The 25,957-nt window shown below is 53.7% G+C and carries 28 protein-coding genes and 1 pseudogene; 21 read left to right on the top strand and 8 right to left on the bottom strand.

The features are described from left to right. Window positions 1-6 precede the first annotated feature (6 nt). The 7 genes and pseudogenes from AC3WMV_RS02895 (at window position 7) to AC3WMV_RS02865 (ending at window position 4,899) form a co-directional block, all read left to right on the top strand. Window positions 7-750 (top strand): SDR family oxidoreductase, encoded by a 744-nt coding sequence (locus AC3WMV_RS02895; protein ID WP_103367112.1) that lies wholly within the window; start codon window positions 7-9, stop codon window positions 748-750. Between the two features lie 69 nt (window positions 751-819). Then, window positions 820-1,200 carry a nuclear transport factor 2 family protein gene (locus AC3WMV_RS02890; protein ID WP_103367113.1) on the top strand — a complete coding sequence of 127 codons (381 nt, stop codon included), beginning with the start codon at window positions 820-822 and terminating at the stop codon, window positions 1,198-1,200. Window positions 1,201-1,259: 59 nt separating this feature from the next. Then, a complete protein-coding gene (locus AC3WMV_RS02885) occupies window positions 1,260-1,646 on the top strand; it encodes a nuclear transport factor 2 family protein (RefSeq protein ID WP_103367114.1) in 387 nt (128 codons plus the stop codon). Between the two features lie 93 nt (window positions 1,647-1,739). After that, on the top strand, window positions 1,740-2,171 hold the full coding sequence (locus AC3WMV_RS02880; protein WP_256584837.1) for an SRPBCC family protein: 432 nt from the start codon (window positions 1,740-1,742) through the stop codon (window positions 2,169-2,171). Between the two features lie 131 nt (window positions 2,172-2,302). After that, on the top strand, window positions 2,303-2,914 hold the full coding sequence (locus tag AC3WMV_RS02875) for a dTMP kinase (RefSeq protein ID WP_103367116.1): 612 nt from the start codon (window positions 2,303-2,305) through the stop codon (window positions 2,912-2,914). Window positions 2,915-3,423: 509 nt separating this feature from the next. Continuing rightward, window positions 3,424-4,298: pseudogene (locus AC3WMV_RS02870) on the top strand (DNA-binding protein). 157 nt (window positions 4,299-4,455) lie between these two features. Continuing rightward, the gene (locus tag AC3WMV_RS02865) at window positions 4,456-4,899 is read left to right on the top strand and encodes a GNAT family acetyltransferase (RefSeq protein ID WP_103367117.1); all 444 of its coding nucleotides are present in this window, start codon (window positions 4,456-4,458) and stop codon (window positions 4,897-4,899) included. 129 nt (window positions 4,900-5,028) lie between these two features. Here the strand turns inward: AC3WMV_RS02865 and AC3WMV_RS02860 are convergent, their stop codons facing one another. The 4 genes from AC3WMV_RS02860 to AC3WMV_RS02845 all read right to left on the bottom strand — a co-directional run bounded on the left by AC3WMV_RS02860 (window position 5,029) and on the right by AC3WMV_RS02845 (window position 8,676). Continuing rightward, a complete protein-coding gene (locus tag AC3WMV_RS02860; RefSeq protein ID WP_103367118.1) occupies window positions 5,029-5,421 on the bottom strand; it encodes a VOC family protein in 393 nt (130 codons plus the stop codon). Window positions 5,422-5,692: 271 nt separating this feature from the next. Continuing rightward, a complete protein-coding gene (gene yfcF / locus AC3WMV_RS02855) occupies window positions 5,693-6,325 on the bottom strand; it encodes a glutathione transferase (RefSeq protein WP_103367119.1) in 633 nt (210 codons plus the stop codon). A gap of 1,131 nt (window positions 6,326-7,456) precedes the next feature. Next, the gene (locus tag AC3WMV_RS02850) at window positions 7,457-8,350 is read right to left on the bottom strand and encodes an ImmA/IrrE family metallo-endopeptidase (protein ID WP_103367121.1); all 894 of its coding nucleotides are present in this window, start codon (window positions 8,348-8,350) and stop codon (window positions 7,457-7,459) included. Between the two features lie 2 nt (window positions 8,351-8,352). Beyond that, window positions 8,353-8,676 carry a helix-turn-helix domain-containing protein gene (locus AC3WMV_RS02845; protein ID WP_103367122.1) on the bottom strand — a complete coding sequence of 108 codons (324 nt, stop codon included), beginning with the start codon at window positions 8,674-8,676 and terminating at the stop codon, window positions 8,353-8,355. Between the two features lie 189 nt (window positions 8,677-8,865). Here AC3WMV_RS02845 and AC3WMV_RS02840 point away from each other — a divergent pair, with 189 nt between their 5' ends. From AC3WMV_RS02840 to AC3WMV_RS02795, 10 genes are all read left to right on the top strand, one after another. Beyond that, window positions 8,866-9,831, top strand: coding sequence for a CBASS oligonucleotide cyclase (locus tag AC3WMV_RS02840; protein ID WP_103367123.1), 966 nt, complete (start codon window positions 8,866-8,868; stop codon window positions 9,829-9,831). 7 nt (window positions 9,832-9,838) lie between these two features. Further along, window positions 9,839-10,354, top strand: coding sequence for an HORMA-1 domain-containing protein (locus tag AC3WMV_RS02835; RefSeq protein WP_103367124.1), 516 nt, complete (start codon window positions 9,839-9,841; stop codon window positions 10,352-10,354). Next, complete coding sequence (locus tag AC3WMV_RS02830; protein ID WP_103367125.1) at window positions 10,354-11,286, top strand: AAA family ATPase; 933 nt, start codon at window positions 10,354-10,356, stop codon at window positions 11,284-11,286. The genes AC3WMV_RS02835 and AC3WMV_RS02830 overlap by 1 nt, the downstream gene beginning before the upstream one ends. A 65-nt stretch (window positions 11,287-11,351) precedes the next feature. Next, window positions 11,352-12,077 (top strand): CBASS effector endonuclease NucC, encoded by a 726-nt coding sequence (gene nucC, locus AC3WMV_RS02825; protein ID WP_103367126.1) that lies wholly within the window; start codon window positions 11,352-11,354, stop codon window positions 12,075-12,077. A 1,251-nt stretch (window positions 12,078-13,328) separates the two neighbouring features. Next, window positions 13,329-14,165 (top strand): hypothetical protein, encoded by an 837-nt coding sequence (locus tag AC3WMV_RS02820; RefSeq protein WP_103367127.1) that lies wholly within the window; start codon window positions 13,329-13,331, stop codon window positions 14,163-14,165. A 369-nt stretch (window positions 14,166-14,534) separates the two neighbouring features. Next, window positions 14,535-15,005: a hypothetical protein gene (locus tag AC3WMV_RS02815; protein ID WP_103367128.1), complete on the top strand. Its 471-nt coding sequence runs from the start codon at window positions 14,535-14,537 to the stop codon at window positions 15,003-15,005. 79 nt (window positions 15,006-15,084) lie between these two features. Further along, window positions 15,085-15,618, top strand: a complete 534-nt coding sequence (locus AC3WMV_RS02810) for a toll/interleukin-1 receptor domain-containing protein (protein WP_103367129.1) — start codon at window positions 15,085-15,087, stop codon at window positions 15,616-15,618. 61 nt (window positions 15,619-15,679) lie between these two features. Then, on the top strand, window positions 15,680-16,222 hold the full coding sequence (locus AC3WMV_RS02805) for a toll/interleukin-1 receptor domain-containing protein (RefSeq protein ID WP_103367130.1): 543 nt from the start codon (window positions 15,680-15,682) through the stop codon (window positions 16,220-16,222). Window positions 16,223-16,280: 58 nt separating this feature from the next. Next, entirely contained in the window at window positions 16,281-17,132 is an 852-nt protein-coding gene (locus tag AC3WMV_RS02800; protein WP_103367131.1) for a toll/interleukin-1 receptor domain-containing protein, read from the top strand. A 385-nt stretch (window positions 17,133-17,517) separates the two neighbouring features. Further along, complete coding sequence (locus AC3WMV_RS02795) at window positions 17,518-17,994, top strand: hypothetical protein (protein ID WP_103367132.1); 477 nt, start codon at window positions 17,518-17,520, stop codon at window positions 17,992-17,994. 110 nt (window positions 17,995-18,104) lie between these two features. On the opposite strand, the gene AC3WMV_RS02790 is transcribed toward AC3WMV_RS02795, so the two are convergent. The 3 genes from AC3WMV_RS02790 to thcB4 form a co-directional block, all read right to left on the bottom strand. After that, window positions 18,105-18,878: a toll/interleukin-1 receptor domain-containing protein gene (locus AC3WMV_RS02790; RefSeq protein WP_103367133.1), complete on the bottom strand. Its 774-nt coding sequence runs from the start codon at window positions 18,876-18,878 to the stop codon at window positions 18,105-18,107. Between the two features lie 7 nt (window positions 18,879-18,885). Beyond that, on the bottom strand, window positions 18,886-19,551 hold the full coding sequence (gene thcA / locus AC3WMV_RS02785) for a Thoeris type III anti-phage system protein ThcA (protein ID WP_146038474.1): 666 nt from the start codon (window positions 19,549-19,551) through the stop codon (window positions 18,886-18,888). Window positions 19,552-19,698: 147 nt separating this feature from the next. After that, complete coding sequence (gene thcB4, locus AC3WMV_RS02780; protein WP_103367135.1) at window positions 19,699-20,838, bottom strand: Thoeris type III anti-phage system protein ThcB4; 1,140 nt, start codon at window positions 20,836-20,838, stop codon at window positions 19,699-19,701. Window positions 20,839-21,176: 338 nt separating this feature from the next. Between thcB4 and AC3WMV_RS02775 the strand changes: the two genes are divergently transcribed. Together AC3WMV_RS02775 and AC3WMV_RS02770 are read left to right on the top strand one after the other, a co-directional pair. After that, window positions 21,177-21,569, top strand: a complete 393-nt coding sequence (locus tag AC3WMV_RS02775) for a hypothetical protein (RefSeq protein WP_146038475.1) — start codon at window positions 21,177-21,179, stop codon at window positions 21,567-21,569. A gap of 193 nt (window positions 21,570-21,762) precedes the next feature. Further along, a complete protein-coding gene (locus tag AC3WMV_RS02770) occupies window positions 21,763-22,764 on the top strand; it encodes a tetratricopeptide repeat protein (RefSeq protein WP_256584836.1) in 1,002 nt (333 codons plus the stop codon). Between the two features lie 286 nt (window positions 22,765-23,050). Here AC3WMV_RS02770 and AC3WMV_RS02765 read toward each other — a convergent pair whose 3' ends face one another. Beyond that, the gene (locus tag AC3WMV_RS02765) at window positions 23,051-23,368 is read right to left on the bottom strand and encodes a hypothetical protein (protein ID WP_146038476.1); all 318 of its coding nucleotides are present in this window, start codon (window positions 23,366-23,368) and stop codon (window positions 23,051-23,053) included. A gap of 191 nt (window positions 23,369-23,559) precedes the next feature. On the opposite strand from AC3WMV_RS02765, the gene AC3WMV_RS02760 reads away from it, so the two are divergent. Continuing rightward, the gene (locus tag AC3WMV_RS02760) at window positions 23,560-24,159 is read left to right on the top strand and encodes a TIR domain-containing protein (protein ID WP_103367138.1); all 600 of its coding nucleotides are present in this window, start codon (window positions 23,560-23,562) and stop codon (window positions 24,157-24,159) included. A 54-nt stretch (window positions 24,160-24,213) separates the two neighbouring features. Then, window positions 24,214-25,830, top strand: coding sequence for a CBASS cGAMP-activated phospholipase (locus AC3WMV_RS02755; RefSeq protein WP_103367139.1), 1,617 nt, complete (start codon window positions 24,214-24,216; stop codon window positions 25,828-25,830). The last annotated feature ends 127 nt before the right edge of the window (window positions 25,831-25,957 follow it).

The raw sequence follows: 25,957 nt of genomic DNA, 5'->3' as shown, positions 1-25,957 counted from the left end.
ACGAGCATGAATTATCTGCAAAACAAAGTAGCCATCGTCACCGGCGCGTCTTCCGGCATCGGCGCCGCCACCACCCGCGCGCTTGTCGCCCAAGGCGTGCGCGTAGTGGCCGCCGCACTGGATGAACAGGGTCTGGAAAGCTTTGTCGCCGAGTTGCGGGCGGGCGGTAACGAAGTGGTCGCTTTTACCACCGACGTGACTCAGGCGCATCAAACCCAGGCGCTGGCGCAATTTGCGCATGAGACCTACGGCGCCGTAGACATTCTGGTGAACAACGCCGGGCTGATGCTTTTTTCCAACTGGGTCGACCTGGCGGTGCAGGACTGGGAAAAGATGATCGACGTGAATATCAAAGGCTACCTCAACACTACGGCGGCGGTGCTGCCTTTCATGCTGGAGCGCAAGTCCGGGCAGATTCTCAATATGGACTCTGTTGCCGGTCATCAGGTCGGACCGGCGGCGGGTGTTTACAGCGCAACAAAATTTTTCGTTCAGGCCATGACCGAGTCCATGCGCAAGGAGCTCGGTGTGCAGCACGGCATCCGCGTCAACACGGTCAGCCCGGGTGTCATCAATACCGGCTGGGCCGACAAGGTCAGTGATCCTGAAGGGCGCAAGGCTGCCCAAGCGCTCAACCGAATTGCCATCGCCCCCGACGACATCGCGGGAGCCGTGATTTACGCGCTCAACCAACCGGAAAACGTCACCGTCAACGACCTGATCATCTCGCCGACGCGCCAGGATTGGTGACTGTTTACCGAGCCTCGTCCGTAAACCTTCCTTGCTTTCTTCAGCCATTTACTAACTCAGGAATACCTCATGTCCACTTCAACTTATGTTCAGGAATACAACGCAATCGTCGACGTGCTCAGCCAGTACAACGAAGGTGGTGCCAAAGCTGACAGCGCCTTGATGAAGCCCGCATTCAACCAGCAGGCCACCATGTTCGGGGTCGACGACGGCAAGCTCGTCGGCGGTGCGATCCAGAACCTGTACGACGTCATCGATAACGCGTTCCGCCCGTCTCCGGAAGCGCAAGCGGCGATCGTTCGCATCGACATCGTAGGCACGGCAGCCAGCGCCCGGGTCGATACCGACAATGTTTCAGGATTCCGTTTCACCGACTTCTTCAACCTGCTGAAGGTTGAAGGTCAGTGGACGATTGTCAGCAAGATCTACCACACCCACCCAAGCGCCTGAGCCGTTGAATGCAATTGGCGAGGTGCGTCGCGCCTCGCCCTTACTGGAAGGAGAGACCCATGTCGAAAAACATCAAGGCAGTACCCACCGCTGAGTACAACGCTGTCATCGCCATTGCCAATCAGTATGTTGAAGGGCTGCGTGTGGGCAGTGCACAGAGTGTTGCGCAGGCGTTCCATAAAGACGCCGTGATGTACGGTTTCACCAATGGTGAACTGCTGGGCGGCCCGATCAGTAATCTGCTTGATTTCGTAGAGCAGAACGGCGATGCCCCGAACATCATCACCCGACTCGACGTACTGGCGATCACGCCAACCACCGCCGTGGTTCGTGTCGATATGGAACAGGATGCAATCGGCGCTGATTACAACGATTACCTGACCCTGATCAAAATCGACGGGGCCTGGAAGGTCATTGCCAAGGTTTATCACCAATTCGCAGGTTGAGCGTCTTCCGGTCCTGTTGATCCATACCGGGACCGGATTTCATCCACCTCTGACGTGCGCAGAGGTCAGGTTCGAAAACAGTTGACGATGTCGATGGTTGAGTTCTCCGCTGTCCTGGACAGCGATATAGCGCACGTCTGGAGCGTGTTGAAGAGGTTTGGTGAGATTGGTAAATGGCATCCCTCCATTTTGGAAAGCAGCATCGAGGACAACCAGCCCGATGGATTGGTTGGCTGTATTCGCAAACTCATATTGGTCGATGGTGCTGTGGTCAGGGAGCGTCTTTTGTCGGTCGATGATCGCAATACGATGCTGTCTTATCGCTTCGAGGAGGCTCCGTTACCGTTGGACAACTATGTAGCTACTGTTCAATTAGCCTCGCTGACTGGACAGTCAAAGACGTTCATCCGTTGGTCGGCAAGCTTCGATCTGCAAGATCTCACTACTGCCGAACACTATGAGGCGCTCGTTAGAGGACTGATCGTGGACGGCCACAACAGTCTCCAGTCATTTCTCCAGCAATAAGCTGCGGAGGGCGGTGAAGTAGGGTGAGGGCAGGGCCATGCCATTGGAAATGACAATTCAGCCACTGGAATGCCAGAAATGCCAGGAATGCGGTTAGAGTGACCCTCCATAAATCCATCGTTATGTGAACAATGAATCGTCCGCTGTTTGTTTCTCTGGATGGCCCCAAAGGCACCGGCAAAACCACGCTGTTGGAGGCCGTTACGACGGCACTGAGGGCCGGCAACAAGAAAGTCATCCGGCTCTGCGAGAGAAAAAGCGATCCTTTCCGGGGTGAAACCATGGCCCTGATCAACTCGCTTGTCAGAAATCCTTCCCGGGATCTGGAATGGGCTGTGTGCCAGCGCCTGGCTGATAGTCGGCGCTGGATTTCCCGAAACGTGCTGACGGAGCAGCCGCTGGACAGCATTATCCTGATTGATCGCTGGTATCCGTCTGATGCAGCGTTTCGCCGAACCATCCCGTTTGCCGAGATTCTCCAGTTGAACCTGGATCGAGACGTGCGAGTGCCTGACCTGCATGTTGGCGTTGTCACCAATCCGGACATTTCATGGGCAAGGGCTGCGACAAGATCGCGAGGATTGGGCGGCACTGTGATCCAGAAGTACGCAGAGCATATGGCGTGTACGGAGATGTTCGAGCAAGCGGTAAAGGAGCACGGCTGGGTTCTGTGCCGTAATGAGGGAACAATCGAAGACGCTACGATGCAGGTGGTTTCTGAGATTTATAGGGTGCTGGGGTGATTGTTGGAGTGATACAGATGTTGGTGCAGGAGGCGCGTAGCGTAATACGTGGTTTAACAAGTGGGCGATGTTAGAAGTTCACAAGCAGTTCACGTGCCTTGGATTACTGGCTCAATGCTCTGACAATTAACGTGATTGTTCATCGTATGGTGTACACAGGCCTTGTTTCACCGTTCGCCTCAGCCTCGTCGTCATGACCTCCGGAACGGTTGGCTCAGGTCACCATGGAGCGCGATTTTTAAGGCGCTCGCCATCTTCTCGAAACCCACGAGGTGAAGTTCTGCGTCATCGAGGCTTTGGCCGGTCTCGGTCTTGGTCCAGTCGGGGACGTACATCTAGGTTCTGGCATTCAATCGGCGCATGTCCTCGACCGTCAGGCTGATCGCTTCCGAGCGGCGCCGTCGCTCCAGACCAGCAGCAGGGCACGATCGAACCGCGGCGAGCCTCGTCTGCAGCATTTGGCACGGATAACATTTAATTGTCAGACCTAATATACGCTGAGGTGAGCGATGGCAGTAGGGGTGCCGGAAACGAGGTGTTTACGGCCGCGGCTGCAGTGCTGGTCTGTGGTGAGCGGCCGACGGTGGAGCGCGTGCGCCTGGAACTTGGTAGAGGGAGTCCAGCTAGAGTCGGCGGACTGCTCGATATTTGGTGGGCACGTTTGGCCGAACGCTTGAACGGCGAGACCCGTTTGCCAACATTACCTAGCGAGGTGTCACAGGCCTTCGTTTCGGTGTGGCAATAGGCTATACATCTTGCGCAAGGCGTGGCCGAGCTGGCCCTAACTGAGCAGCGGCAAGTGTTGGATCTTGAGCGTGAACGACTCGCAGTAGTCGAGGATCAAGCTCGTCAGGATGTGGCGAAGGGTCGACAGCAGGTGTTAGAGGCCGTGGCCGGGCGTCAGGCGGCCGAATTGCGTTTGTCTGATCTGGATCTGCTGTTGGTACAGCGCCAGGCGCAGATTGAGGAGCTGCAGCAACAGCGTGACGCGTTGTTGCTCGAACGGCACGATACCCAGCAGCAAAACCAGGCACTTCAGCAAGAACTGCAGGCGTTGCGCCGAAAACATGAACAGGGCCGTGCCGACCAGGACAGCTATCTGCGTGGGGTGGAGGATCGTGCGCACCGCGAGGTAGACCGCGCGAGGGAGGAGAGCAAAGCGATGGCAGTCCAGCTTAAGGATGCTGGGCGGCAAGTCGAACAATCGGCACGACGACTTGAGTCGCTCCAAACCCAGCTCAGCCAAGCGCAGCAACTTGCCGCAGCGCAGCTGGCTCGAGCAGAAACATTGGAGCAGCAATTGAGCCATATGCGCCAGCAGCCCGAGGCGAAGCGCAAACCACGAGTCAGAAAAAAAACGACATCAAGCAAACCTAAAGACTAACCGCAGGTGTCAGCTAGCGGCAATTAGAGAACCTTCATAAGCGACCGGTATCGGCCAGAAGCGGACATCGGCAAGCGACCGCTACCGGCCAGGAGCAGTCAGTGGACAACGACCTTCACACGGCGTTAGCGTCGTCTTTTAATCAAGAGGCTGCTCCATGGATGTTATTGCCGATTACTCAAACGAACACCATCGAATCCCTGTCATGGCGCTGTGGGAAACCGTCTTCGATTACGAAACCGCGCACAACACGCCAAGCCTTGCTATCGACAAGAAACTGGCCGTCGAGGACGGCCTCTTTTTTGTCGCACTGTCCGAAAATGACGTAGTCGGTACCGTTCTCGCGGGATATGACGGTCATCGTGGCTGGTTATATTCAGTTGCTGTACACCCTGCACATCGCAGAAAGGGTTTGGGCGCACAACTCGTTAATCATGCTGAGCGCGCCTTGACCTTGCGCGGCTGCATGAAAATCAACCTGCAAATCGTCAGCACCAATGAAAGCATCAAAACCTTCTACGAATCTCTTGGCTATTCGACCGAACCGCGCATTAGCATGGGGAAAAAGGTCGAATCGAATATCGCGACACTAGAGCGGTAGTTAAAGAGCGTCCGCTGGCTGGTTGCTGACTATCACAAAGGGCGTCAGCCGGTCAAAAACGGTTATTTGATTTCGTTTCTCGACAATGTTTTCTCACGAGTTCAGCCAAAAATAGACCTTACACTTAAGTCATTCCGGATCGTGACAACAGACGCAAAGTTTGTTTCCTTCAGGGTCTCGAAAGTACGCCCCATAAAAATGTGGATGGTATTCGGGTCGTAGGCCCGGAGCGCCTTCGCATGTTCCATCCAAGACCAACGCCAAAGCATGGGCGTTGTGTACGATCTGTCGATTAGGTGCCAGCAGAGCAATCATTTGGCCATTGCCCAGCGTCGCAGATTCGCCGTCGAACGGTTTGCCCACCACGAAAAGAGGGCGCGCAGTGTCGGGGTGTTTCCAGCCAGCCCATGGGCGTTTATCGTCTATGAACTTGAGATCAAGTCCGAGTATCCGCATGAGCCCTTGATAAAACACCAGTGCTCTATTGAAGTCATTCACTGCGATGAATACATGCGAAATCATTTTTGTCCTGAAAATTGGAAGCCTTCTCGCACCATACCAAGAATTTCCAGTCTGTTTTCAACGCCTGCCTTATACAGACTCCGTCGATCCTGGAAGCTGTTTTTACATACCGCCGATCGAAAGCGTTTTTCGATCGGCGCTTTGTATCTATGCCCGAAACTGCTGGCATGACATCCGGCGATCGAGAAGGGGGCCCAGGCCTATTTTCTTAACCGAGCCTGACACCCTCTCTAAAAACACGCCACTCTCCCTAAAATAATACGTGTGCCGACTACATCGGGGGACGTTGCAATTTGACCCACTCCTGTACGGTCGGTCGTAGCCATTGACGCTGCGCATACTCCACCAGCATGGGGGGTACGGAGTCACCATTGAGTATCAGCCGGTTGAGTATCAAAGCCAGATCCACATCGGCGATCGACCATTGGCCGAACAGGTATTCGGGATTGTCGGCAAGCAGCCTCAGTGCGCCATCAAACAGCTTGCGCGCTGCCGACTCGGCAGCTGGCGACAAGGGCTTTGATTTGAGTCCATAAAACACAACCAATGTGGATCGCTCCTGTCGAATGGGCAACAGATCACTGCGCACCCATGCCTGGACTTGTCGTGCCTTTGCATGCAGCCGAAGGTCTTGTGGGTACACCGGCACCTGAGGGAAAACGTCTTCCAGGTACTCAGTGATCGCCGACGATTCAGACAAGGCGAAGTCCCCGTGGACAAGTGTGGGTACCCGCTGGGTCTGAGAGAGGCTGGCATAGCCCTCTGACTGGTTTTCATATGCGTCGAGGTCTAGCGGGCTCATTTCAAACTCGATGCCCTTTTCGCGGAGTACCACGAAAGCCGACATGGCATAGGGGCTGGAAAATTGAGCGTCGACATACAAGCGCAGGCGGGAATTATTCACAGGGCTATCTCCTTATGCAGAAGGAGACACGCTACGAGATCGAAAGCTATAAATAAAATTCATGATTTTCATGGACGTATTCCTGAGCGGAATACCAAGTTGAAGAGAGCCCTTCGGCGAAAACTGGACGTCTGCTTTCGGCCAAAAGCGGACGTTTGCACGTACCGCTACCGGCCAGGAGCAGACGTTCGAATGAGTCTAAAAAGACGGGAAGATTCAAGTATCGGGCTCACGATGACGCCAGTTGCACACTGCTAAGCACCAAGGGCTCAGTCATTTGAGAGCGCCGTATTTTATCTTTCGGCGTAAAGCTACGATTTTTGGAGGGCCATTTTTCTCGAGGTGCAGATAGGGCTAAAAAATATGTTTTGATCCCTAGGCGCGATCGCATTCCTTGTGCTAGATTCAGAATGCTTGTGGCATTAGGCCATAAGGTGGATCACAAGTTGTCAAGCCACCCATGATTATTTATCAGCGGGAAGCATATGGCGAACAACAACACGCGGAATCTCTTCATTGAGAACCTCCAGATGTAATGGTGATACTGACACTATACGTCAACTCTAGCAATACGCGGCCTAGTCTGAAAAGATGGATAATGTTTAGAGCATTAAGTTTAGCCGGTGGGGCGGTTTAGGGATTGCCGCCATCCTAGTCCCACCGGTTGGCTTATCAAGGTGCTAGTATGGACGAGTTGCCGTGGTACAAGCCTAGAAAATATCTTCACTTTGATCGTCCTGTCGGTCAGAAAGCTGCACTGGATTATGTTTCATCCCCTCAGAAAGTCGCAGCTCATTCGTTTTGAGGACATCGTGGTGGCGAGGGCGGATCGCATAAATGAACAGCTGCTTGAGGTGGTAGAGGCTGCTACAGAAGGCAGAGTCTGCTCATTCACGCACATCCACCTGGTAGGAATGAACCGCAGGTTGGCTGTTGATTGGCAGAATGGTAGAGCCAGCAGCTGAGCAAAACGGTCTCCTAATTACTCCCGACCGCGATTCTCGGAAGCTCAGCCGGGTGTGCGCAATGCATGAACAATCCACCTAATCTCTCGGCTCAAAAGTCCGGTTTCTTGATTGGTCATAGCCATGAAGGGGGAGTGAAACTTCAACGGCACTCCATCTATTATTGCTAGCGATCACGGTTCCAACGGCCACTCTCATCCTCACGGTCGGAGAACGGTGGCCACACAGACGCGTTTCGAGCAAGGCAGAGCAAAGTCATCGTGTACTCATATTTCTCCGACTGGATTTTCATTTCGCGGACGCTGGCACTTCGATCAGCGTGCGCAAACCACACCGATGCCGGCAGCTCAACTCCGTGACGTTCGTGCGCGATGGAAGAGGCCGCTGCTAGTGAGCCTGGGGGAATCCCTACAGCAGCTTGGCGCGTACGAAAAAAGGCGCCGTTTCGGCGGGCTGTAGCGCTAGAAAATGCCCATTTCATGAATCCATCGCGGGAAAGGATGAGCACTGCGCTCTCTTCGGTGCACTGAATCCATTTCAGCGCGGTGGCCGTCAGTGAAACACCGTAGCGAATGGCACAATGGCGCAGCAATTCAAAGTCCACACTCGTGGTGAGCTGATTACGGAAATCGTTGAGTGGCATCAGAAGGAATGAGGCGAACAGATCTGCTTCCGCCTCGATATTCTTCTCCTCCCAAGACAACATGTCGTCACTGCTGCACTTGAACTCGTCGCGCTTGAGTCGGTGGAGGATGTAGTGACCGAGCTCGTGTGCTTGGGTGAAACGAATCCGACCTGATGATGCCAGGCTGCTGTTGTAAAGAAGCATCCAACGACTCCGCGCTTCATTCGCGAAAAGCGCTCCATCGAATCCTTTTATATCGACAGACTCAACCTTGGCGATCGGGTCGGGCCATTTAAAGACTTCTGCGGTGCCCAAGGCGAGCTGTGCAACATCCATGGGAAAACGATCGATTCCATGAGCCATGCTGATCTGATCGCAGATCTTTGTCAGCCGTATCGCGGCTTTCTGTGGTGTCCATACCTCAGGCCCAGGCATCGTCAAAAATCCTTTTTGAACGTATCTAGAATTTTTCTGAGATGCGCCTTGGCATCCGGTTCGAGAGTCTTATATCCGCGAAAGAAAGCCTCATCGAGATGCCTTTCTTCAGGCTCTCTCAGATCATCCTCAAAAAAGTAGGCCGTTGCTACTCCCAGAACGTCTGCCAGGGCAGTGAGCTTTTCAGCTGATGGACGTTGGGACTCTCGATTCTCCAATTCCCATAGATAGCTCTTACTCAAGCCTGCCATGTCCGCGAGTTTTTCCAAGGTCAGCCCGCGTTGCTTGCGCAGCTCGCGCAGCTTCTCGCCGAGACGGGTAGCCATTGTCGTATCTCCTACAAAGGTGGTGAAAATATACCACGATTCCGAACAAATCGTTTGACAATGACGGTGTTCGCGATCAGTCTGTCACAAAGTTCGCTACTCCGAACTTTTTGTTCGGCTCGCCGATATGCCTTTTGAGCACTTCGCCCAGCCTTAAGTGCCATACAGATCTCCTAGAGGGGGAGTCAGATGTCTAAAGAGCATGTTGATCACGCGGATATCCTCCGGTTTGCCGAGGATAAGGTGAACTTGCCGAAGGAAAAGGCCAAGGAGTATCGGGAACAGGCTGGGCGCTTACAGGACAAGCTTGAAAGCTATTTGTCAGACCATCCAGATTTTTCACTCAAGCGCATGATGGTGTCGGGCAGCCTTGCCAAGGGTACGGCTCTTCGGTCGCTTAATGACATCGACGTTGCGGTGTATATCAGCGGTTCCGATACCCCTCGTGACACCCGGGCGCTTCTGGACTACTTGGCGGAGCGCCTGCGTAAGGCGTTTCCAAATTTCAGTCCGGATCAAGTCCAACCTCAGACCTACTCGGTAACTGTCTCTTTCAGAGGTTCGGGGCTGAATGTCGACGTGGTGCCCGTGTTGTATTCAGGGCAACCGCAGTGGCGGGGCAACCTGGTTAGTCAGGAAGACGGCTCTTTTCTGGAGACGAGCATTCCGCTGCACATTGAGTTCGCGAAAGCTCGTAAGCGCGCATCTCCGACACATTTCGCTCAGGTTGTTCGGCTTACCAAGTACTGGGCACGCTTGATGAAGCAAGAGCGCCAGAACTTCCGGTTCAAATCTTTCATGATCGAGCTGATCTTGGCCAAATTGTTGGATAACGGGGTGGACTTCTCTAACTACCCCGAGGCACTGCAGGCGTTCTTCACTTATCTGGTCAAAAGCGAGCTGCGTGAACGTATTGTTTTCGAGGACAACTATTCAGCTTCGAAGGTAGGCGCCTCGACCGATTTGGTTCAGATCATCGATCCTGTCAACCCTGATAACAACGTAGCGCGACTGTATACCCAGCAAAATGTCGACGCGATCATCGATGCAGCAATGGATGCAGGTGATGCCATTGACGCTGCGTTCTATGCGCCAACCAAGCAATTGACGGTTGGCTATTGGCAGAAGGTCTTCGGTTCTTCATTTCAGGGGTGAGTAAACCATGTCGTCTTACAGTACTACGGTTGCTGAATCACAGACGTTCACCATCACGCATGCTCGACACATGGCTGCGAAGGTCGCAACTGATTTACGGCGCATGCAACGCTTTTACGGCCAGCCATGCGATAGCTCGATTGAAGCTTACGAGGCTGAACTGATCGTGTTGCTCAAGGCAGGGTATCTCAGAGAGGTTACCTACGGTTTCAAGCGTGGCGACGATTGGATTGAGCCCTCGCTGAGATACACCGCAGGGGATCTGGTGGGATCGGGCTCAGATGATGATCCGGGACGTGTTCGCCCGGGGCGAGATATCACGGGCGCTTCATTCTATAGCTTTCTGTCCTACAGCCAGAAATACACCAACGCCTCTTCGGCCGAAAGGGACGTAGCCCTCAAGGATTTGCCTTTTGAGCGGAGCGATGCAACGGCCCCTGGCATCAGCGGATACCTCGACAGCGACAAGACATATTCTGCGGGTAGTCGCGTCCTCCATCGTGCAACGGTAAGGAGCTATTGATGAACGTGAAACCTTCTCTGGACGAGCTGTTTGAGCGGCGTATGTCCTTTCCCGATTTCGAACCTCAGGAGCGTCTGGCTCGTCTGGTAGGTCTTGACGACCAAAAGGATCGGCTGACTAAGGTATTGGGCTTGCTGGTGAATCCATTTGGCCTGCAGGACTGGGCTGAGAGGCATCACCCGCAAGCTCGTCCCGCCATCGATACCGTATTGCGTCGTCCGCCGCTGGCAATTTTGGCAGGGGATGTTGGTTCTGGAAAAACTGAACTTGCAGAGACCATCGGGGATGCTGTCGCTCGGCAGGAAGGAATCGATATCACTCTTTTTCCGCTAAGTCTCGCGACTCGAGGGCAGGGGCGAGTCGGAGAGATGACTCAGTTGGTCTCGGCTGCTTTTGACTACACGATCGAGGCCGCTGAAAAGCTTAAAAACAGAAACGGAAAAGCCAGGGGCGCTGTGCTGCTCCTCATTGATGAGGCTGATGCCTTGGCACAATCCCGAGAAAACTCTCAGATGCACCATGAGGATCGGGCAGGGGTTAACGCTTTCATTCGCGGCATTGATCGCATCGCAAATCAGAAGCTACCCGCAGCCGTGCTCATGTGCACCAACCGTTTAAAAGCACTGGATCCGGCAGTTCAGCGGCGAGCAGCGGAAGTCCTGACTTTTGCCCGTCCTGATGAAGTGCAGAGAAAGTATTTGTTGACGACCAAACTGGACGGTTTGGGGCTGGGCGTGCAAGTGATTGAGGAGCTTGTAAAGCTGACCGGCCCCCGTGGTGTGGATACTCCGGGCTTTACCTTCTCCGATATCAACCAAAGGCTGATTCCAGCCATCGTGCTTTCAGCCTATCCGCGAGCCGCGGTGGACGCCAGAACTGCATTGCTCACAGCTAAAGCAATGGCTCCAACGCCTGCTTTCCAGGATCGCTAACCCCTCAAAGGTCGAGCAGCCGCCTCGCGGTTCTGCTCGGGCCCTTCAATGCTTTCGGAGGCAATATGTCAAGCTGGTCACTTTCAACTCTTCTTGCGTCGCTGCATGACGACATTCAGCTCCGTTTGGGAACGGCACGCAAAGCCTTCTCACACCCTGGCGCTAAGGGGGATGCGAGCGAAGGGGTGTGGATCGATATGCTCGATACCTACCTCCCTAAACGTTATCAGGCGGCCAATGCCTTTGTAGTCGACAGCCTGGGCAACTTCAGCGATCAGATCGATGTCGTGGTCTTTGATCGACAGTACTCACCGTTCATCTTCAAGTTCGATGAGCAGATCATTGTGCCAGCGGAAAGCGTGTACGCAGTCTTTGAAGCGAAGCAGACCGCTACGGCTGATCTGGTAGCCTATGCCCAGCGCAAAGTCGCGAGTGTTCGCAGGCTTCACCGCACCAGTCTGCCAATTCCGCATGCAGGTGGTGTCTATCCAGCAAAACCACTCATTCCGATTCTAGGTGGATTGCTTACGTTTGAAAGCGACTGGAGTCCTGCACTGGGGGCGTCGTTTGATAAAGCCCTAAACGTGGACAAAGCTGAAGGACGGCTGGATCTCGGTTGCGTAGCCTCCCATGGTCATTTCTTCTTCGACCCGAGCGGCGATAAATTCACCTTCGAAAATGAAAACAAGCCAGCAACGGCCTTCTTATTCAAGCTGATAGCACAGCTTCAATTCAGCGGCACGGTGCCCATGATTGATATCGATGCCTATGGGAAGTGGTTGGCGCATTAATCGAGCGCCTCGCTATCTGGGAAACTGAGATGTCCATGGCAAGAAATGCTTATCCTGGTGGGTAGGGGTAACTCTCAATGATCAGATTCTTCAAGCGACTGTGGCGCAGGCTTCCGAGCAATCTCTCATCGGCATCAGATTTTACTAACTACAGTGCCAATTTCGGCCAGGCCATCGCATTCACTCGGGAATGTGGGTTCGCGACATGTGCCGGTGCTTCAGCCCTTAGTGCTCCGCACGAAATTCATGCTGATAACATTCGAAACGCCTTACGCGCAGCAGGAATCAAAGGTCTCTCGAGGTCAGCCTTTCAGTGCCTCAAATGGAGTTACTACCTAGCGCCTTACCTCGAAAGCGAACTTCAGCGCCCTGTACACGTGACGATTGGGCAGTTGTGGAGTGACAGTCAGCCGTTGTTTAATCCCACTTGGAAGAACTTGAAAGATTGGAGTGCGTCAGGGCTAACCTTCAGGCATATACGAGATGAAGGCCGACGTGGTGTCAATCTGCACGCTTGGCTTACCGTTGACTCAAGTGAAATCATTGACATCAGTTTATTTAGCTCACTCGCGTCAATTCTCCCCAGCATTTTTTCTGAGTGCAATGGTCGTGTGATTTGGGGGCCGGCCGCCGATATTCTTAGCAGCTACCAATACCTCCCGATGGCAGTTGGTCGGCCGTTTGCTGAAGCCTTGGATAGTGGTCGAGAGCTCGCGCTTCTGGCCCGCAGCCCATCAGAGCTTTACACATACCCTTTGGCTCTCCCTGAAAACCAAATCTGGGCGTGGGGAACAAGTTTTCCGCGTACCTAATACACACGGTAGACGTGGCTTCATGTTTGATCCTGCGCAACGCAAAAGCCGTAAACCTTGTACATCCAAGGTGGCCCGTGCCGAGCTCAGATTATGCGTCACTTATTGTGTTCATCTATTACATTGCTCCTTGTGACGAGCTCGTATAAACCCTGCTGCCCATCGTTGATGAGCGATACCATTCAGCGTTAATGGAGAATCAATCAATGGTGCTTCATGATGAATGCCAAATGGCCACTAATCTGCATTTTTTGTGAGCGACGAGGTGCTAAAGATTGACCTTGCTCTCAGCAGGAAAGGAGCAGAGCCGCGAGCTTTCGATGATTTTGGCTCGAAGCGCTGAGCTGTGAAGCCTTCGTTCCAAGTGGGTAGAACTCGCTTGAGTAACTCTGACCAGATAGTACTACCATCGCATTTTGAGACGCTTAGGAGAATCAGGATGTCAGCTTCAGAAGACTTAGCTAAAGATAAGTTTTTCTCAATGTTGGAGAGCGCCAGCAAGGTTAAATTTTTTCTTTTGATCACCAGCTTTATGCTTCTTTTTGACTCACTGATGGTGCACTTCTCCGGCGTAGGCATTGTTGGGATGCAGCGAGTGGAACTCAGAACTGATCTCGTTCTGGGCATCAAGCTACTTGTCGCGTTTGTTTGTTTTTCCGGTCTGCTCTCGCTGGTTTTCACGTTGCTGTATCCACTAGCCGTGTCGGTTTACGCAGCTGCGATCGAGTTCCTAAAAAATCTCGAAGCGACACTTGCACGCGCTATGGGACTTTCAAAGCCCGACCAAGCCCAAGTGAGATGGACTCGGCGCACTGAGTGCGTGCGGCCATGGGAGATCAGCGAGGAGGCTCATGAAACCCAAAGCGAGTTCCTTATTGGGATCTACGACCGCTATCAGCAGGAAAGGGCTGCGCAGAATGCCGAGCTGCATAGGATTCAGCTTTACGCTTTCAGTGCATTAGTTCTCGCTAGCCTAAATTTTTACTGGTCGGGAATCGGGGATGCGATCTCGATTGTTGGCTGGATTGAAGGGCAGTGGTCAAGCACTCCGGTGTGGCTGGCTTTGAGTGTATTCTTTGTGTTGATGGTGGCTCCACTTCATCGTAACCCGTCTGACAGTGAATGGATTTACTGTCCCGTTCTGCATCGTCGGCTAGAAAAGGAGTCAAAGGAAGAATATGACAGGGCCCAAGCATTTAGCGAAAGGATGAAACGGGAAGCCCAGATACACCGAGCGATCCGTGAAGCTCAACAAACTCCAAGAGAGCGTTCTTAGCTTCCTGGACGCAGCAAGGCATTACTTTGTGCTCCTGGCTGTCGGGTCTTCGGGCCTAGGCCCGCCTAACCTGATTCGATTGCCCCAAATAGTCGGCGGTCATCTGTGTGGCGCGAGGTATGTAGACATCTGATTAAGAACGATTGCGAGCGGCCGTGACGATTCCGATTCATCAATCTCATCGTAGGTCGCCCCGAGGTCTACGCAATGGAGGTAGCGGTATGGCCAGATGCGGCAGATGCGGCAGATGCGGCAGATGATCAATCAAGCCACGGGCTTCAGGGTTGATCCATGCCTGGTAGCTTGGTGCTAGCTTGCGCAATCTTTGTGACTAGATCTTTAAATAATTTTCCTCGGCAAGGGAAGCGAATGCGAACGCTGGTCCATGCACTTAAGGTCTTGGCCACCGACTATGAAAATATTGAGTGGAATTGTGGCTACGTGGATATTCAGGTCGGCGAGGTTGCGCAAAGCACGTGGCGGCTCTCGGGCTCAATCCTAGGCATTCAAACGCTGGTGGATGATGCGAGCGTGTACCCCGAGCCTGGGATTGAGGTGATCTACGACGCCCAGCTCAACGTTCCCTTTCCGCTCACGAAGAGCGGCTCACCTTGGGGGCAAGGTGCTCATCAACGCATGGTTGAACTGGAAGGAGGGGAAGTAGGATTTCTCTACAGCCATGAGCATGAACGGCTATGGGTAACTGCAGCCGGGTTTCCCTCATACTTGTATGGCTTCTTGCAAACGTGGATCGGTGAACCTCTCAACCTGCTGCTAGGGCACTTTCCGTTGGGCGTGGCTAGACCCAATAATGTGTCTGTCCATTTGCACATGTGGTGAGTTGTGCAATTGTGGATCGAAACAGCTATCAAGGAGTACGCGTAAGCGCACCCCTCACTTTCAGACGTCTGAGGTAGAAATGGCTTTTGTTACCAAAGAGCAGGCAAGGGCTGCTGCGCGGCGCGGAGAGAACATCTTCGACCAGGTTGCCGGCCTGGAGTCGTTCAAAGATGAGCGCTTCGACATTTTCTTGTCGCACTCGATCAAGGATAAAGATCTGGTCGAAGGCGTTGGTGTGCTGCTTCGTGAGAGGGGGTACAACGTTTATATCGACTGGATGAACGACGAAGAGTTGGATCGTGAGCACGTTGACAAGAAAACAGCCGACCGGCTGCGCCAACGCATGCGTAACTGTTCCAGCCTGATCTACATCGCTACTGGGCAGTCGGCGGAGTCAAAGTGGATGCCTTGGGAGCTTGGCTATTTCGATGGCTGCAAAAGTGGCGCAGTGGCTATCTTACCGCTGGTTGACAGCCTGAGTTCTGGGTTCAATGGCCAGGAATATTTGAGCCTCTATCCACTGGTCGAGTGGCAGAGTGAAGAAGTTTATGTTGATTCAGGTTCAGAGGGGCGCTCCCTGCTGTGGGCCTTCGTGAATGATACCTCCAGGTAAATTGCATTTGGTTTAGCCAGCCACTGTGAGTGGCTGTGCTACGTTGAGAAAGTAGAGTCGCATGGCCCGTAACGTTACTAGAGCTGAACTTAAAGGCTTTTCCGCCAAAGCCTCGCAAAGCCGCCACTTGACTAAGTCCTTGGCGGCTTCGTCTCAAAACTTGACGTTTATATCCCACTCCAGCAAAGATCAGGAGTTAGTATTGGGCGTCATGGAGGTCATTGCCAACCACGGTGGTGTCCCCTACATCGATGAAATCGATCCGGCGATGCCAACTCACACCTCGGAAGAAACGGCGGATCTTTTGAAAACCCGTATCGCCGAGTGCAAACGGTTCGTACTGCTCACAACTCCGAATAGTAAAGATAGTCGTTGGGTACCATGGGAACTGGGTGTTGCGGATGGGAAGAAAGGGGTTAACCGCATCGCGATTTTTGGTGCCTCGGACAATGTGGATGATGACAGTTGGTCATCCTGGGAGTACATGGGCCTATACCCAAGGATCATCTGGGGGATGCTGGAGGGTCATGAAAATGAACTCTGGATGGTTTATACGGAAAAAACGGATTCGGCTGTAACGCTGAGATCCTGGCTTCGCAGATGATGCTTCATCTCCGGTATATATTAATCGTTGTTAGAATGGCTGCTGCTTAGAGGTTGGTATGTATATAGGTTTCGAGCTTGAGCATTACAAATCATTCGAAATGATCAGCGACGCTGCGATTGATGATTACCGCAAAAGGGCACATGACGTGACAGTCAATGACTTGGCCGATTACGTGATTGGTCAAATTGAAAATAAAGACGTCATTGATGCCAAGGAGCTTGCTCTAACGATTTTTCCCCAGCAGCACGCTCATGTCTTCCTATCTCACTCTCATCGAGATGAGCGTGAGGCTATCGAGTTTGCATTGTCGCTGGAGAAGCGAGGAGTTAAGGTTTTCGTCGACTCGTGTGTCTGGGGGTATGTAGGCAAGTTGCAGCTTAAAGTCAACGAGTACTACTCGGATAAGGAAGAGAAGGAGGGGGTTACGAATTTCTCTTATGATAAATGCAGTGAGGTAGCAGCGTCTCTGTATTTGATGCTGAACGAAGAGTTGCATCGCATGATTGACGCATCTGAGTGCTTCATTTTCTTCAACACCAAGAATTCGGTCAGTATCAAAGGCCATGAAGGTTTTGCAGTCGGTGATCGCACGCTGTCGCCATGGATCTATTCCGAGCTGGCTTTCAGTGCCAAGACGCGCTACCACAAGCTTACTCGCAAGCGCCTGCCAAGAGGTATCGTTGCTACGCTCGAATCCCATCGGGAACACAAAGCCCTCGGATCTGCTGCGTTTGCATTCGAGATCATCAACAAGCATTTGCCCAAGCTGACCGGCGAAGAGTTGAAATCCCTAGCGAAAAATACGGCTCATGAGGGGGCGTTTTGGCTTGATGCGCTGTATTACGAGTATGACCTCGAAGTCCAGTTCAAGGATAGCTGCAACGCTTCACTGCTAAAAATTGCGTAGCGGCTGGCTCTGGGCCATACACATCCTGGAACACCGCGACGAGGCAGGCGAAGCGCTATGCTCAGCAGACCATTGGAGGGGCCTCGTCATGTCTAAAAAAAGCGCCGTGGGAAGCTGCGATCGACGTTGAGCCGAAGACCGACTCCGAGCGCTACCTGAGCAAGCTAGCGTGCAAAGCATTCCTCAGCCCCTGGTGCTATGGAAACGTCCACACCGATGAAGGCAAGAAGTCGGTATCTTGGGATGGCAAGAAACTCTGTGGTCTATTCGTCGTGTTCGGTGACCACATCCTGATTTTCTCCGACAAACATTCATTGCGAGTATCCGACCCACTCAGCCCTTTGGTCTCTGGGGGCGGTGGTACAAGCGGGCGATTCACGCCTCGGTGACACAGCTGGTTGGCGCTGAGAAGTTCATCCGTGAGAATCCTCGCCGGCTGTACCTGGACAAGCAGTGCTATGTGCCTTTCCCCTACCGCCTGCCTGACATGAATAAGGCAGTCTTCCATCGCATTGCAGTGACGCGCGGATCCTACGACGCGGCGGTAGCGCATTGGCGCGGGCAAAGCAGCGGCAGCCTGATGATCAATACAGGACTAACCGACAAGAAGCAGCATCTGGAAACACCGTTCACCGTGGGCTGGCCGGCGGGGAAAGATCGCTTTGTCCACGTGCTCGATGAGCTGACCGTGGATATGCTCCTCTCAGGACTCGACACGGTATCGGATCTGGTCGGCTATTTTTCTGAAAAAGAACGCTTCCTCAGCAGCGCAGAGTACGTACCTTGGCCTACTGCCCGTCAGCCTCGGCATAAGGACGCGTGCAATCGCCATAATCAGCGTGGGATGGAGTGGGTGATGTAGGCCCACCTTCAAGAAGCGTTTTCAGAGGCGTCCTCTCGAGTAACTCGGACTACCAGGTCGCGAAGTGCACGCACGCTGACCAAGAGCCTCCCCAGACACCTCCTCTGACATCAACCTATGTTTTGCGCCGTGCCGCCACCGTGCAGTTGGTAAAGCGACTCGAGTATGTCCATTGGAGTGGGTTGCTGTTTTTGCTGGCCGATCCAGCGTCGCAGCCTCAATCCGGTCAGGCTCTTCAAATGATCCGTTTTGGCTTCATGAAATACAGGTACCGAATCCATGGCATACGATTCGTTGGAGACGACCAGCTGCTTGGCATGCTTGGCTTGCCAAATGAAATAGCTGAACATCAGCTCCATATGAATCCAAGCAGACCCCGTTTTGTCTTCGTCCTCGATCGAATGCTGCGTTGAGAGGGAGTGGTCAGTGTTCAAGAAGAACAGCGCGGTGGAATCACTAATCATTTGCTGCAGAGCCGTCGCTAGGATCATGTACACATGGGCGGTCGAGCGATTGCGCAGATCATAGTGATAACGCGAGGTGCCTTGGATTTTGCAGTGTTTCTCATCAATGGCCTTCAGAAGATCGTATGCTGATCCCCAAGCTGTTGAGTCGATGAAGGCAGTAATTCCTTTCTTTTTAAGATCGAGAGCGAGCTGGATGGCGAGATCCTGATCCTGATAAGAGTGGGATATAAAAATGTCGCATCGTTGCGCCGGGAATAGATGCTTGATTACCGTTTTTGCATCGATGCTGACGTTGTCTTCCAACAAGTAATTTTTAAGCTTGACCGTGGAAGCTTTAAGGGTGCGCTTGAAATCCCCTACCTCGTCCGTGAGTGGGAAGTGCTCAGGATTGATGTCAATGTTGAAGCCGTATTCCATTTAATGGTTATCCTTTACCGAAAGTGTTGTCTGGATCGTGTCTTGGTTTCGAAGGTTTCAGTGAGAGATTTCGTTCGCTGTTTAACCCAATCTCCAGGCCGTTGGTGAACAGGCCAACGTAGTCGAGTAACTCGTCGTAGTCTTTTTCCTCAGGTGAGAGCGGTGAGCGCTCCTGCATTTGGCCTTTCAAGGGCTCAATCGATGCGGAGGCACCACCAGGGCTGCGGAGCGCTATCACATTTGCTTGGGGATGATGAAGTTTGAACTGTGCGTGTTCGTCGAGGATGCCTTGTTGCCCGCCGATGAAGACCGCGGCCTCAAACTTATGGCGTTTAAACATGACTCTTCTCATAAGCTCCAAGCTCGATTCCCGGGTGCCGTTTGCATTTACTGGAACTAAGTTGGCAAACCTGGAATTTACCTTAGGAGCTTCCTGTTCGAAGAATGTGGACTGGTAGATCGTCACGGCAGCTCTATTGTCGACACGTAGATCTTCACAGACCGCGAGGATGAGAGGGGATATTGTGGGGTGACCACCAAACACAAGGTGTTTACGACCCAGTACGGTGTACAAGAACGTCCGAAGAGCAGCCTGGATCAGCATCGGGTCGCTTTGTTCATAGAAACTGCTGTCGCGGCTGGGAACGCTCGCAGAAAGGAAGATATCGCCCATGTCGTTGGCCTCTGATTTCGCTGTGTGGAGGGATGGTTGAGGCGTGTGCCCGCTCTCGAGCTGTCGAGTGATCATTCATCATGATTGCCGGCGGAGACGCTTTCAGGTCAATCTCTTGAAGGATCTAGTCGGACGAGCACGGGTCTTCTAATACCAATCTAGGAACCGATGGCCAGCCGCGTTCGCCTTCACCAAGCGCGCATGCCCATCAAGCCTGTCGCCGAGCCATTGCATATGGGCTTTCCAGGTTCTTTCTTCGATGCCTTCTTCGTTATAAATCACAGCAACTGGAGGAGAGTGCTCTTCCAGCGATGCCTCATAGAATGATTCGCTGGTGGGCACTCGAAGCTCAGGGTACACAACGATTTCTTCATTTTTTACTGAGACCACCAATCCTCTTCGGGACGAAGCGCCCAGAACTCTACCGCCGGCAGCCTCTACCGAGGATGTCAGCTTCCCGACGAGATCCCGATACCTGATCGATACGCTTTTGCTCCGATAGAGCTCGATTTTTTCGAGAATCTTGGCCAAAGCATCTGACTGAATATGTCCATTGTCAGCGAGATCTGAGTCCTCCAACTGGACTTCTCCGCTGATCAAATGAATGTTGGCTGCGTCAACTCTTGGCCATCCAACGCGAAGCATGGCGAGCTTCCTCAGCGAAGCCCTATGGAACTCCAACTCTGTCCAGCGGCCTTCGAAATACCCCGAGGTATCAAGGTAGACGAGTACGTCGGAGTCGCAGAGACGCTGCCACAGCACCTCTTGGAAGTGCTCTCCAGGTAAGATCCCGTGAGTGTCGAGGAATACGTCGTACTGACGGGCACAAAGTTCTGCATAGAGTTGCAGGGCAGCTTCGGTGGACTCTTTGCGTCGATAGCTGAGGAACACCCGGCGCTGACGTGGGATCAGCGAGCTTGCCTCCAAAAGAGACGCTGAAAGGATGGCCGGGCCTTGAGTCATCGCGACGCCGTTCAGTGTTCCAAGCTTCCCGGGGAATTCGGCTGTAAACGTGTCCGGATCGCACGCCACCGGAACCAGTGGAACTCGGCGGTCAATGAAGCGCTCAATGGCTGCCTCTTCAGTGACACTGATGCTTGCGCATAGCGCTGCGCAGCAGCGATCAAGCCTGGGACGAAAATCCCTAGGATTTCCTCGAAAGAGTGTCACATCTTTGTGAAGCTCTAAACCGAGATCTGAAATCCGCACCTTGATCGCGGCCTCAATCTCGTCGGCAATGGCAGTGGGGAAGTCGCCTAGGAGGGCGAGGGAGTAGCGGGCGTCCATGAAGCTTCCGAGCCTCTCTGTATCGTTGACGTGCACGTGGCCGGGGCGAGGACTTCGCCCACCCAAGGTCGTCTGGGCAACGCTCAGTTCTGCCGGCTACGTGCTTAAGTGTGGCGATAGGCTATCAGGTATCCGACGCGCATGCTCTTGAATGTCGCTAAAGAGGCGCAGCCCCCTCAGCGGTTTCATCCAGCTTAACTGGTAATTGACGATCCAGAGCTGTCTGGTCGCGCTACGAAAGCTAACAAATGGAAACCATAAAATTCGAGATGACCATGGCTGCTCCGTGCGAGCATTGGCGAGTCGTAAGCGCTCTATATCAAGGAGATCTTAAGCTGATGAGATTCGCCCCCCCGACCCGCATCACCTACATCGCGTTGACCTTAGCAATACCGTGCTTGGTGATCTTAGCGCTATGGATGCAAGGCGATTTGACGAATCTAACTGCATTTCTGACGCTGAGTGTCACTGCGGTGCTGTATCTCCGTATGCGTTGGATACAGGACTTCGTCCGCGCTTGGTGGCGACGTGAGTATGATCAAAAAGTAGCCTCCACAGATGCAGCGTTGGCTCGGAACGATCTAACCGCCACAGAGCGTCGTCGGCTTCAGCTCTATCGTGACCAACTGCCTGATCGCTACCACCTGGTTACCTCCCCGGATGAAACCTACAAGCCGATCAATTTCATGGGTTATGTGCTCAAATTCGGCGCTTACGCCTTCAAGCAGTAGATCAAGTTCGTGGGGGGATTCATAGCCTGCGGCGCTCGCGATATCCGCTACGCTGCGGGATTACGAATCCAGGTTCCGTGGTGGCAGACAAGCTCTCTGGAGGGCCAGCTGAAGAGCAGCTAAGACGCCTACTCAATGTCCAGGATGCACATCACAGCACCTCAACGCGCTCAACCTTCCAAAGGAGCAGGAAATGAGCATTTTTAGCTGGCTGTTCAAAAGACCCAAGACGACCAACGCTGAAGCCAACTCCAAACCTACCCAGGGGCGCCGTCCAAAGCTCGAGGTTTCGCGGGACAAGCATTTTTTGTCGGTAGAATCGCTTGATTTCTACGGACTCTATCAGCTGTCTAAATCCAAGCTATGGGCGATCGGGTGGCGAGACTCGGATCCGTCTGCGGGACGGGGAGGGCATAGGGAATCCGGGCTGGGGGCCTACGTACTTACAGATCTGAGCACCGGTACGGTTAGCTGTCACGGAAGCATGCCTAGGCCAAACAATGGCCACGTTTCTGACTCTGGGGTTTTCTGCTTGGAGGATTGGCACTTTGGCAGCTCTCTCTCGGGGACGTTCACTGTCTTCGATCCCTCTGGAGCCGTACTCATCACCAAGGAGCTCTCGGCCAATATCGTCTCCAGCGCGATCTCCATAAATGGGAAGTTCGCTGTCTGTGCCACAGCCAACAGCCCCAGCGAACATGGTAACAAGGTCTTCCTGTTCGACCTGCTCAAGCGGGTTGAGCTGTATAGCGTCACTCCAAAAGCCGGATGGCCAGAGCGCTATGAGGTCGACGAGAAAACGGGGGAGCTCATTGCACATTTCAAGGATGTTGGGAGCTTCCGGTACGATATCGATGGCCGATTCCTAGAGGCTGATCAGCTGAATAATGCCAATCTCGCCTCGTCTCGTTACGACCGCATCATCCTGGCTGCGGAGAAGATTCTGGAGGATGTCGATCTCACAGATGAGCGAGCCCAGGAAGTTTTAACCGCCATCCAGCGTGCCCGCTCGCTCGGCGCAGACGAAAATCCAGCGTGGAAACCAACCGCCTTAAAAATCCAAGGGCTCGCTCATGAACAGTTACGCCAGTACGGAGAGGCTGCACGAGTCTACGAGGAGGCGCTTGCTTTGAACCCTAAGATTGGTGTGAAGCGCAGGCTGGCGTCAGCGAACAAAAAGATCAGTGCGGGCTAGGTAAGTGCTGCTCTGTTTGGGCTTCGCATTCACCTGTTGCTTCAAGATGGTGTCTATCCAGTTGCGCCGAAAGCACCCGGTCGCCAAGGCCGTTGGGTAGGTCTGGCGTTGCAATGCGCTGGCATCGTCCGTAGCATTGCGAGTTGACTACGTAGACAGCAGAAAATTTGTCGGCGGTGCTGCGTAGGCCCTTTAGCTGTGGGTCATATGACGGGAAGTCGGGGGCGCTTGGGCTGTTCCGCTTCAGTGCGGGAGACTTGCTTCTGAGGCCGTCCTTCCTCCGTAGTCACGAAATACTGCGTACCTTGGCCTCCGTCGCGTGGAAAACGGTGATGGGGGCCAAGTACTTTCTGGCACCGTCCTGGCACACCTTGATAACGGCCACTGCCTGGTAGCGTGTTTTTCCCACCAGCACTTTGCGCCCGCCACTGAGCATCACCACCTGCGCATGCTTAGGTTTGTTTAGTCCAACCTGGCTCTGGCTGCAGTAGGCGCTTGTTAGAATCTCAAGCACCTCATCAACTGTGCAGCCGTCTTTCATCTGTCGAGCGAGCAGTGCATGTCTAATCGCCTCTAGGTCGAGGCGAATACCTGGTAGATCCACGGCACGCCCCTGCGTCTTCCCGTGGCTGGCATGGTGATGTTATCGACTATTGCTTGGTGTAGTCTTGACGGTTTCTAACCCTCTCGAAGTCAGCTGATCCTGGTTTCGCGGCGTGCCCAGACTGGGCATGCAAAAGCGAGCAGTGGTCGCTTCGGCATGACAGGTGGTTGTAAACGTACGGGGAGCAAGGAATGGCACGAAGAACGTTTTTTTCCTTCCACTATCAGGAAGACGTATGGCGAGCCTGGAACGTCAGGAATTGCTGGGTCGTCAACGACGATCGACAATCGGTGGGGTTCTTCGATGGCAGCGTGTTTGAAGCGTCCAAGAAGGAAGGCGACGACGCGCTCAAAGCCTTCCTTCGAGATGGCCTCAACAACACGTCCGTGACATGCGTTCTGACCGGCCAGTTCACAGCATCAAGGCGCTGGGTGCGGTACGAGATTGTACGCAGCGTGTTGAAGGGCAATGGGCTGTTGACCGTTGACATTCATGGTGTGAAAAACAGAGCTCAGGCGACCGGAGTGAAGGGCGCAGACCCATTGGCTGAGGTGGGTCTCTATCGCTCTAACGACAAGATTTTCTTCGCGGAGCTAAAAGGCGGGAAGTGGGTGAAGTATTTGGACTATACCCTCGCCATCCCGGCCTCTGACCTGTGGTTTGATGCCCCTACCAGCGACACGGTCGTTCCGCTTTCCAGGCACTGCATGCGGTATGACTTCGTAGCGCAAAATGGCAGAGCCAACATCGCGGGCTGGATCGAGACCGCGGCAGGATTGGCCGGTCGTTGATCCGACCGGCTCGGTCGCAGAAACCTTCATTTCAGACTACCCAGGTACTAACTTATGGCAGCTACGCAGCGCCTAGCCGGCGTCAGGATCCACCTATCGGGTTCAAACCCAGAATCGCGAGACGATATTGCTGACTTCGTGCAAAAAATTGCCGCGAAAATCTTCAGCGAAGGCGGCTCGATTGTCCATGGGAGCCATCCCTCACTCATCGCACCGCTGCGCAAAGCCGCCGAATCGTTCATTCAGGCAGGCGGGGGCAGGGGAGCACTTACGTTGGTGCGAGCGAAACTCTTCGCGACTGACGAGTACGCCGCTGAGATTGAGGATCACAGAAAATTCGCTTCAGTGGAAATTGTCCCTGCGGATGTTAGCGAGGGCCAAGCCGCAGTTGGCCTGACACCGATGCGTGATTGGATGGCTGACCGTTCGGATGCCGTCATCTGCGTGGGTGGTGCGTGGTGGGACGTCAATAAAGCAAATGCGGGCGTTCCGAATGAGCTGGATACCATGCTCGACCTCGGTAAGCCCGGATTCGTCGCCGCTGGTTTTGGCGGTGCGATAGCAGGGTACCTCCAGGAAGATCCGTCGTTGCTATCTCGCCTGCGAAATGGCCTTTCCCTAGACGCGAACACCACCATTGCCAATGGCACATCGGTTGAGCAGGTCGTGGGCCTGGTCGTCGAGCAATTGAAGAACCTGCCACTTGCTCGTCGCAACATTTCGCGAGGCCGTAACTTCCGCATCTTGGCGCTTGATGGCGGAGGACTCAGGGGCACTTTCACTGCAGCGGTTTTGGCCAAGTGGGACGACATGCTCAAGGCAGGTGGTGGCAACGACCTCATTTCGCATTTCGACCTGGTCGCAGGCACATCCACGGGTGCCATTTTGGCTATCGGGCTGGCCTTAGGGATGAAACCCCGAGAGATCCTGGAATTCTACGAAAAGAAAGGCCCACAGATTTTCCCGAAAAATCGGAAGCTGCGGCACTGGCTCAAGTCCAAGCATGACTCGGCCACACTACGCGGACTGCTGACTGAAGTGTTTGGCGACAAAACCTTGGCGGAGGATTCGCGGTGCCGTTTGGTCATTCCTACGGTTAGGGCTAAGCATGGCCAAGCAGAGGCAATCGTCACACCGCACAGCCCAGATCGGACGGCATATCGTGATATCTCAGCCGTGACTGCAGCGCTGGCTTCCTCCGCGGCCCCCACATATTTTGATGAAGCCGAATACGATGGGCCGATCACACTGGAAACCTTCCTTGATGGTGGCGTCTGGGCGAACAACCCCATCTTGCCGGCCTTGGCGGAAGCTGTTCGGTACCTGAAGATCCCTCTAGATCGAATCGACGTGCTGAGCGTTGGAACGCTCACCAGCGAGAGTGATTTCAGTGATCAGTTGGGTAAGGGCAAAGGGGGATGGGCGCCTCATAGCGTTGATCTCTTTTTTGCCGCCCAAGAACACGGTGCTCTTGCCCTGGCTGAGAGTTTTCTGGGCCCAACGCGGCACTTGCGTGTCAATCAGCAGACCCCTGCCGAAATCAAGCTTGACGACACCGAGGCTATCCAGGAAATGGCCCAGCGTGGCAACGAAGCAGCTAAAGAGCACTTCGCTGAGGTGCGCTCCAGATTCTTTGATGGACAACATGCGGATGCCTGGGAGCGCTTCTAAGCAGGAATGGATGCCTAGGACACAGTCTTGGGCGTCCGCTTCTCTTTATCGTCAAATCTCTAACCCACCACCCTGAGCTTAGAGGTGTATCGGCTCCTCAACACACGGCCCGGGATGGCGGCTTTCT

This window comes from Pseudomonas sp. FW305-3-2-15-E-TSA4, assembly GCF_058787295.1.
Note: the sequence above shows the minus strand (reverse complement) of the source record. Positions and strands in the feature narration are given on the sequence as shown.

Bases quoted from the DNA above. Each gene is read 5' to 3' on its own strand.
- AC3WMV_RS02845 (WP_103367122.1), bottom strand. From the start codon at position 8,676: ATGGCTACCCGTCTCGGCGAGAAGCTGCGCGAGCTGCGCAAGCAACGC.
- AC3WMV_RS02815 (WP_103367128.1), top strand. From the start codon at position 14,535: ATGCGAACGCTGGTCCATGCACTTAAGGTCTTGGCCACCGACTATGAA.
- AC3WMV_RS02875 (WP_103367116.1), top strand. From the start codon at position 2,303: ATGAATCGTCCGCTGTTTGTTTCTCTGGATGGCCCCAAAGGCACCGGC.
- nucC (WP_103367126.1), top strand. From the start codon at position 11,352: ATGTCAAGCTGGTCACTTTCAACTCTTCTTGCGTCGCTGCATGACGAC.
- AC3WMV_RS02860 (WP_103367118.1), bottom strand. From the start codon at position 5,421: ATGATTTCGCATGTATTCATCGCAGTGAATGACTTCAATAGAGCACTG.
- AC3WMV_RS02775 (WP_146038475.1), top strand. From the start codon at position 21,177: ATGAGATTCGCCCCCCCGACCCGCATCACCTACATCGCGTTGACCTTA.
- AC3WMV_RS02800 (WP_103367131.1), top strand. From the start codon at position 16,281: ATGTATATAGGTTTCGAGCTTGAGCATTACAAATCATTCGAAATGATC.
- AC3WMV_RS02790 (WP_103367133.1), bottom strand. From the start codon at position 18,878: ATGGAATACGGCTTCAACATTGACATCAATCCTGAGCACTTCCCACTC.
- AC3WMV_RS02835 (WP_103367124.1), top strand. From the start codon at position 9,839: ATGTCGTCTTACAGTACTACGGTTGCTGAATCACAGACGTTCACCATC.
- thcB4 (WP_103367135.1), bottom strand. From the start codon at position 20,838: ATGGACGCCCGCTACTCCCTCGCCCTCCTAGGCGACTTCCCCACTGCC.
- AC3WMV_RS02755 (WP_103367139.1), top strand. From the start codon at position 24,214: ATGGCAGCTACGCAGCGCCTAGCCGGCGTCAGGATCCACCTATCGGGT.
- AC3WMV_RS02770 (WP_256584836.1), top strand. From the start codon at position 21,763: ATGAGCATTTTTAGCTGGCTGTTCAAAAGACCCAAGACGACCAACGCT.
- AC3WMV_RS02830 (WP_103367125.1), top strand. From the start codon at position 10,354: ATGAACGTGAAACCTTCTCTGGACGAGCTGTTTGAGCGGCGTATGTCC.
- thcA (WP_146038474.1), bottom strand. From the start codon at position 19,551: ATGGGCGATATCTTCCTTTCTGCGAGCGTTCCCAGCCGCGACAGCAGT.
- AC3WMV_RS02890 (WP_103367113.1), top strand. From the start codon at position 820: ATGTCCACTTCAACTTATGTTCAGGAATACAACGCAATCGTCGACGTG.
- AC3WMV_RS02885 (WP_103367114.1), top strand. From the start codon at position 1,260: ATGTCGAAAAACATCAAGGCAGTACCCACCGCTGAGTACAACGCTGTC.
- AC3WMV_RS02850 (WP_103367121.1), bottom strand. From the start codon at position 8,350: ATGCCTGGGCCTGAGGTATGGACACCACAGAAAGCCGCGATACGGCTG.
- AC3WMV_RS02810 (WP_103367129.1), top strand. From the start codon at position 15,085: ATGGCTTTTGTTACCAAAGAGCAGGCAAGGGCTGCTGCGCGGCGCGGA.
- AC3WMV_RS02840 (WP_103367123.1), top strand. From the start codon at position 8,866: ATGTCTAAAGAGCATGTTGATCACGCGGATATCCTCCGGTTTGCCGAG.
- AC3WMV_RS02760 (WP_103367138.1), top strand. From the start codon at position 23,560: ATGGCACGAAGAACGTTTTTTTCCTTCCACTATCAGGAAGACGTATGG.
- AC3WMV_RS02865 (WP_103367117.1), top strand. From the start codon at position 4,456: ATGGATGTTATTGCCGATTACTCAAACGAACACCATCGAATCCCTGTC.
- AC3WMV_RS02895 (WP_103367112.1), top strand. From the start codon at position 7: ATGAATTATCTGCAAAACAAAGTAGCCATCGTCACCGGCGCGTCTTCC.
- AC3WMV_RS02820 (WP_103367127.1), top strand. From the start codon at position 13,329: ATGTCAGCTTCAGAAGACTTAGCTAAAGATAAGTTTTTCTCAATGTTG.
- AC3WMV_RS02805 (WP_103367130.1), top strand. From the start codon at position 15,680: ATGGCCCGTAACGTTACTAGAGCTGAACTTAAAGGCTTTTCCGCCAAA.
- AC3WMV_RS02880 (WP_256584837.1), top strand. From the start codon at position 1,740: ATGGTTGAGTTCTCCGCTGTCCTGGACAGCGATATAGCGCACGTCTGG.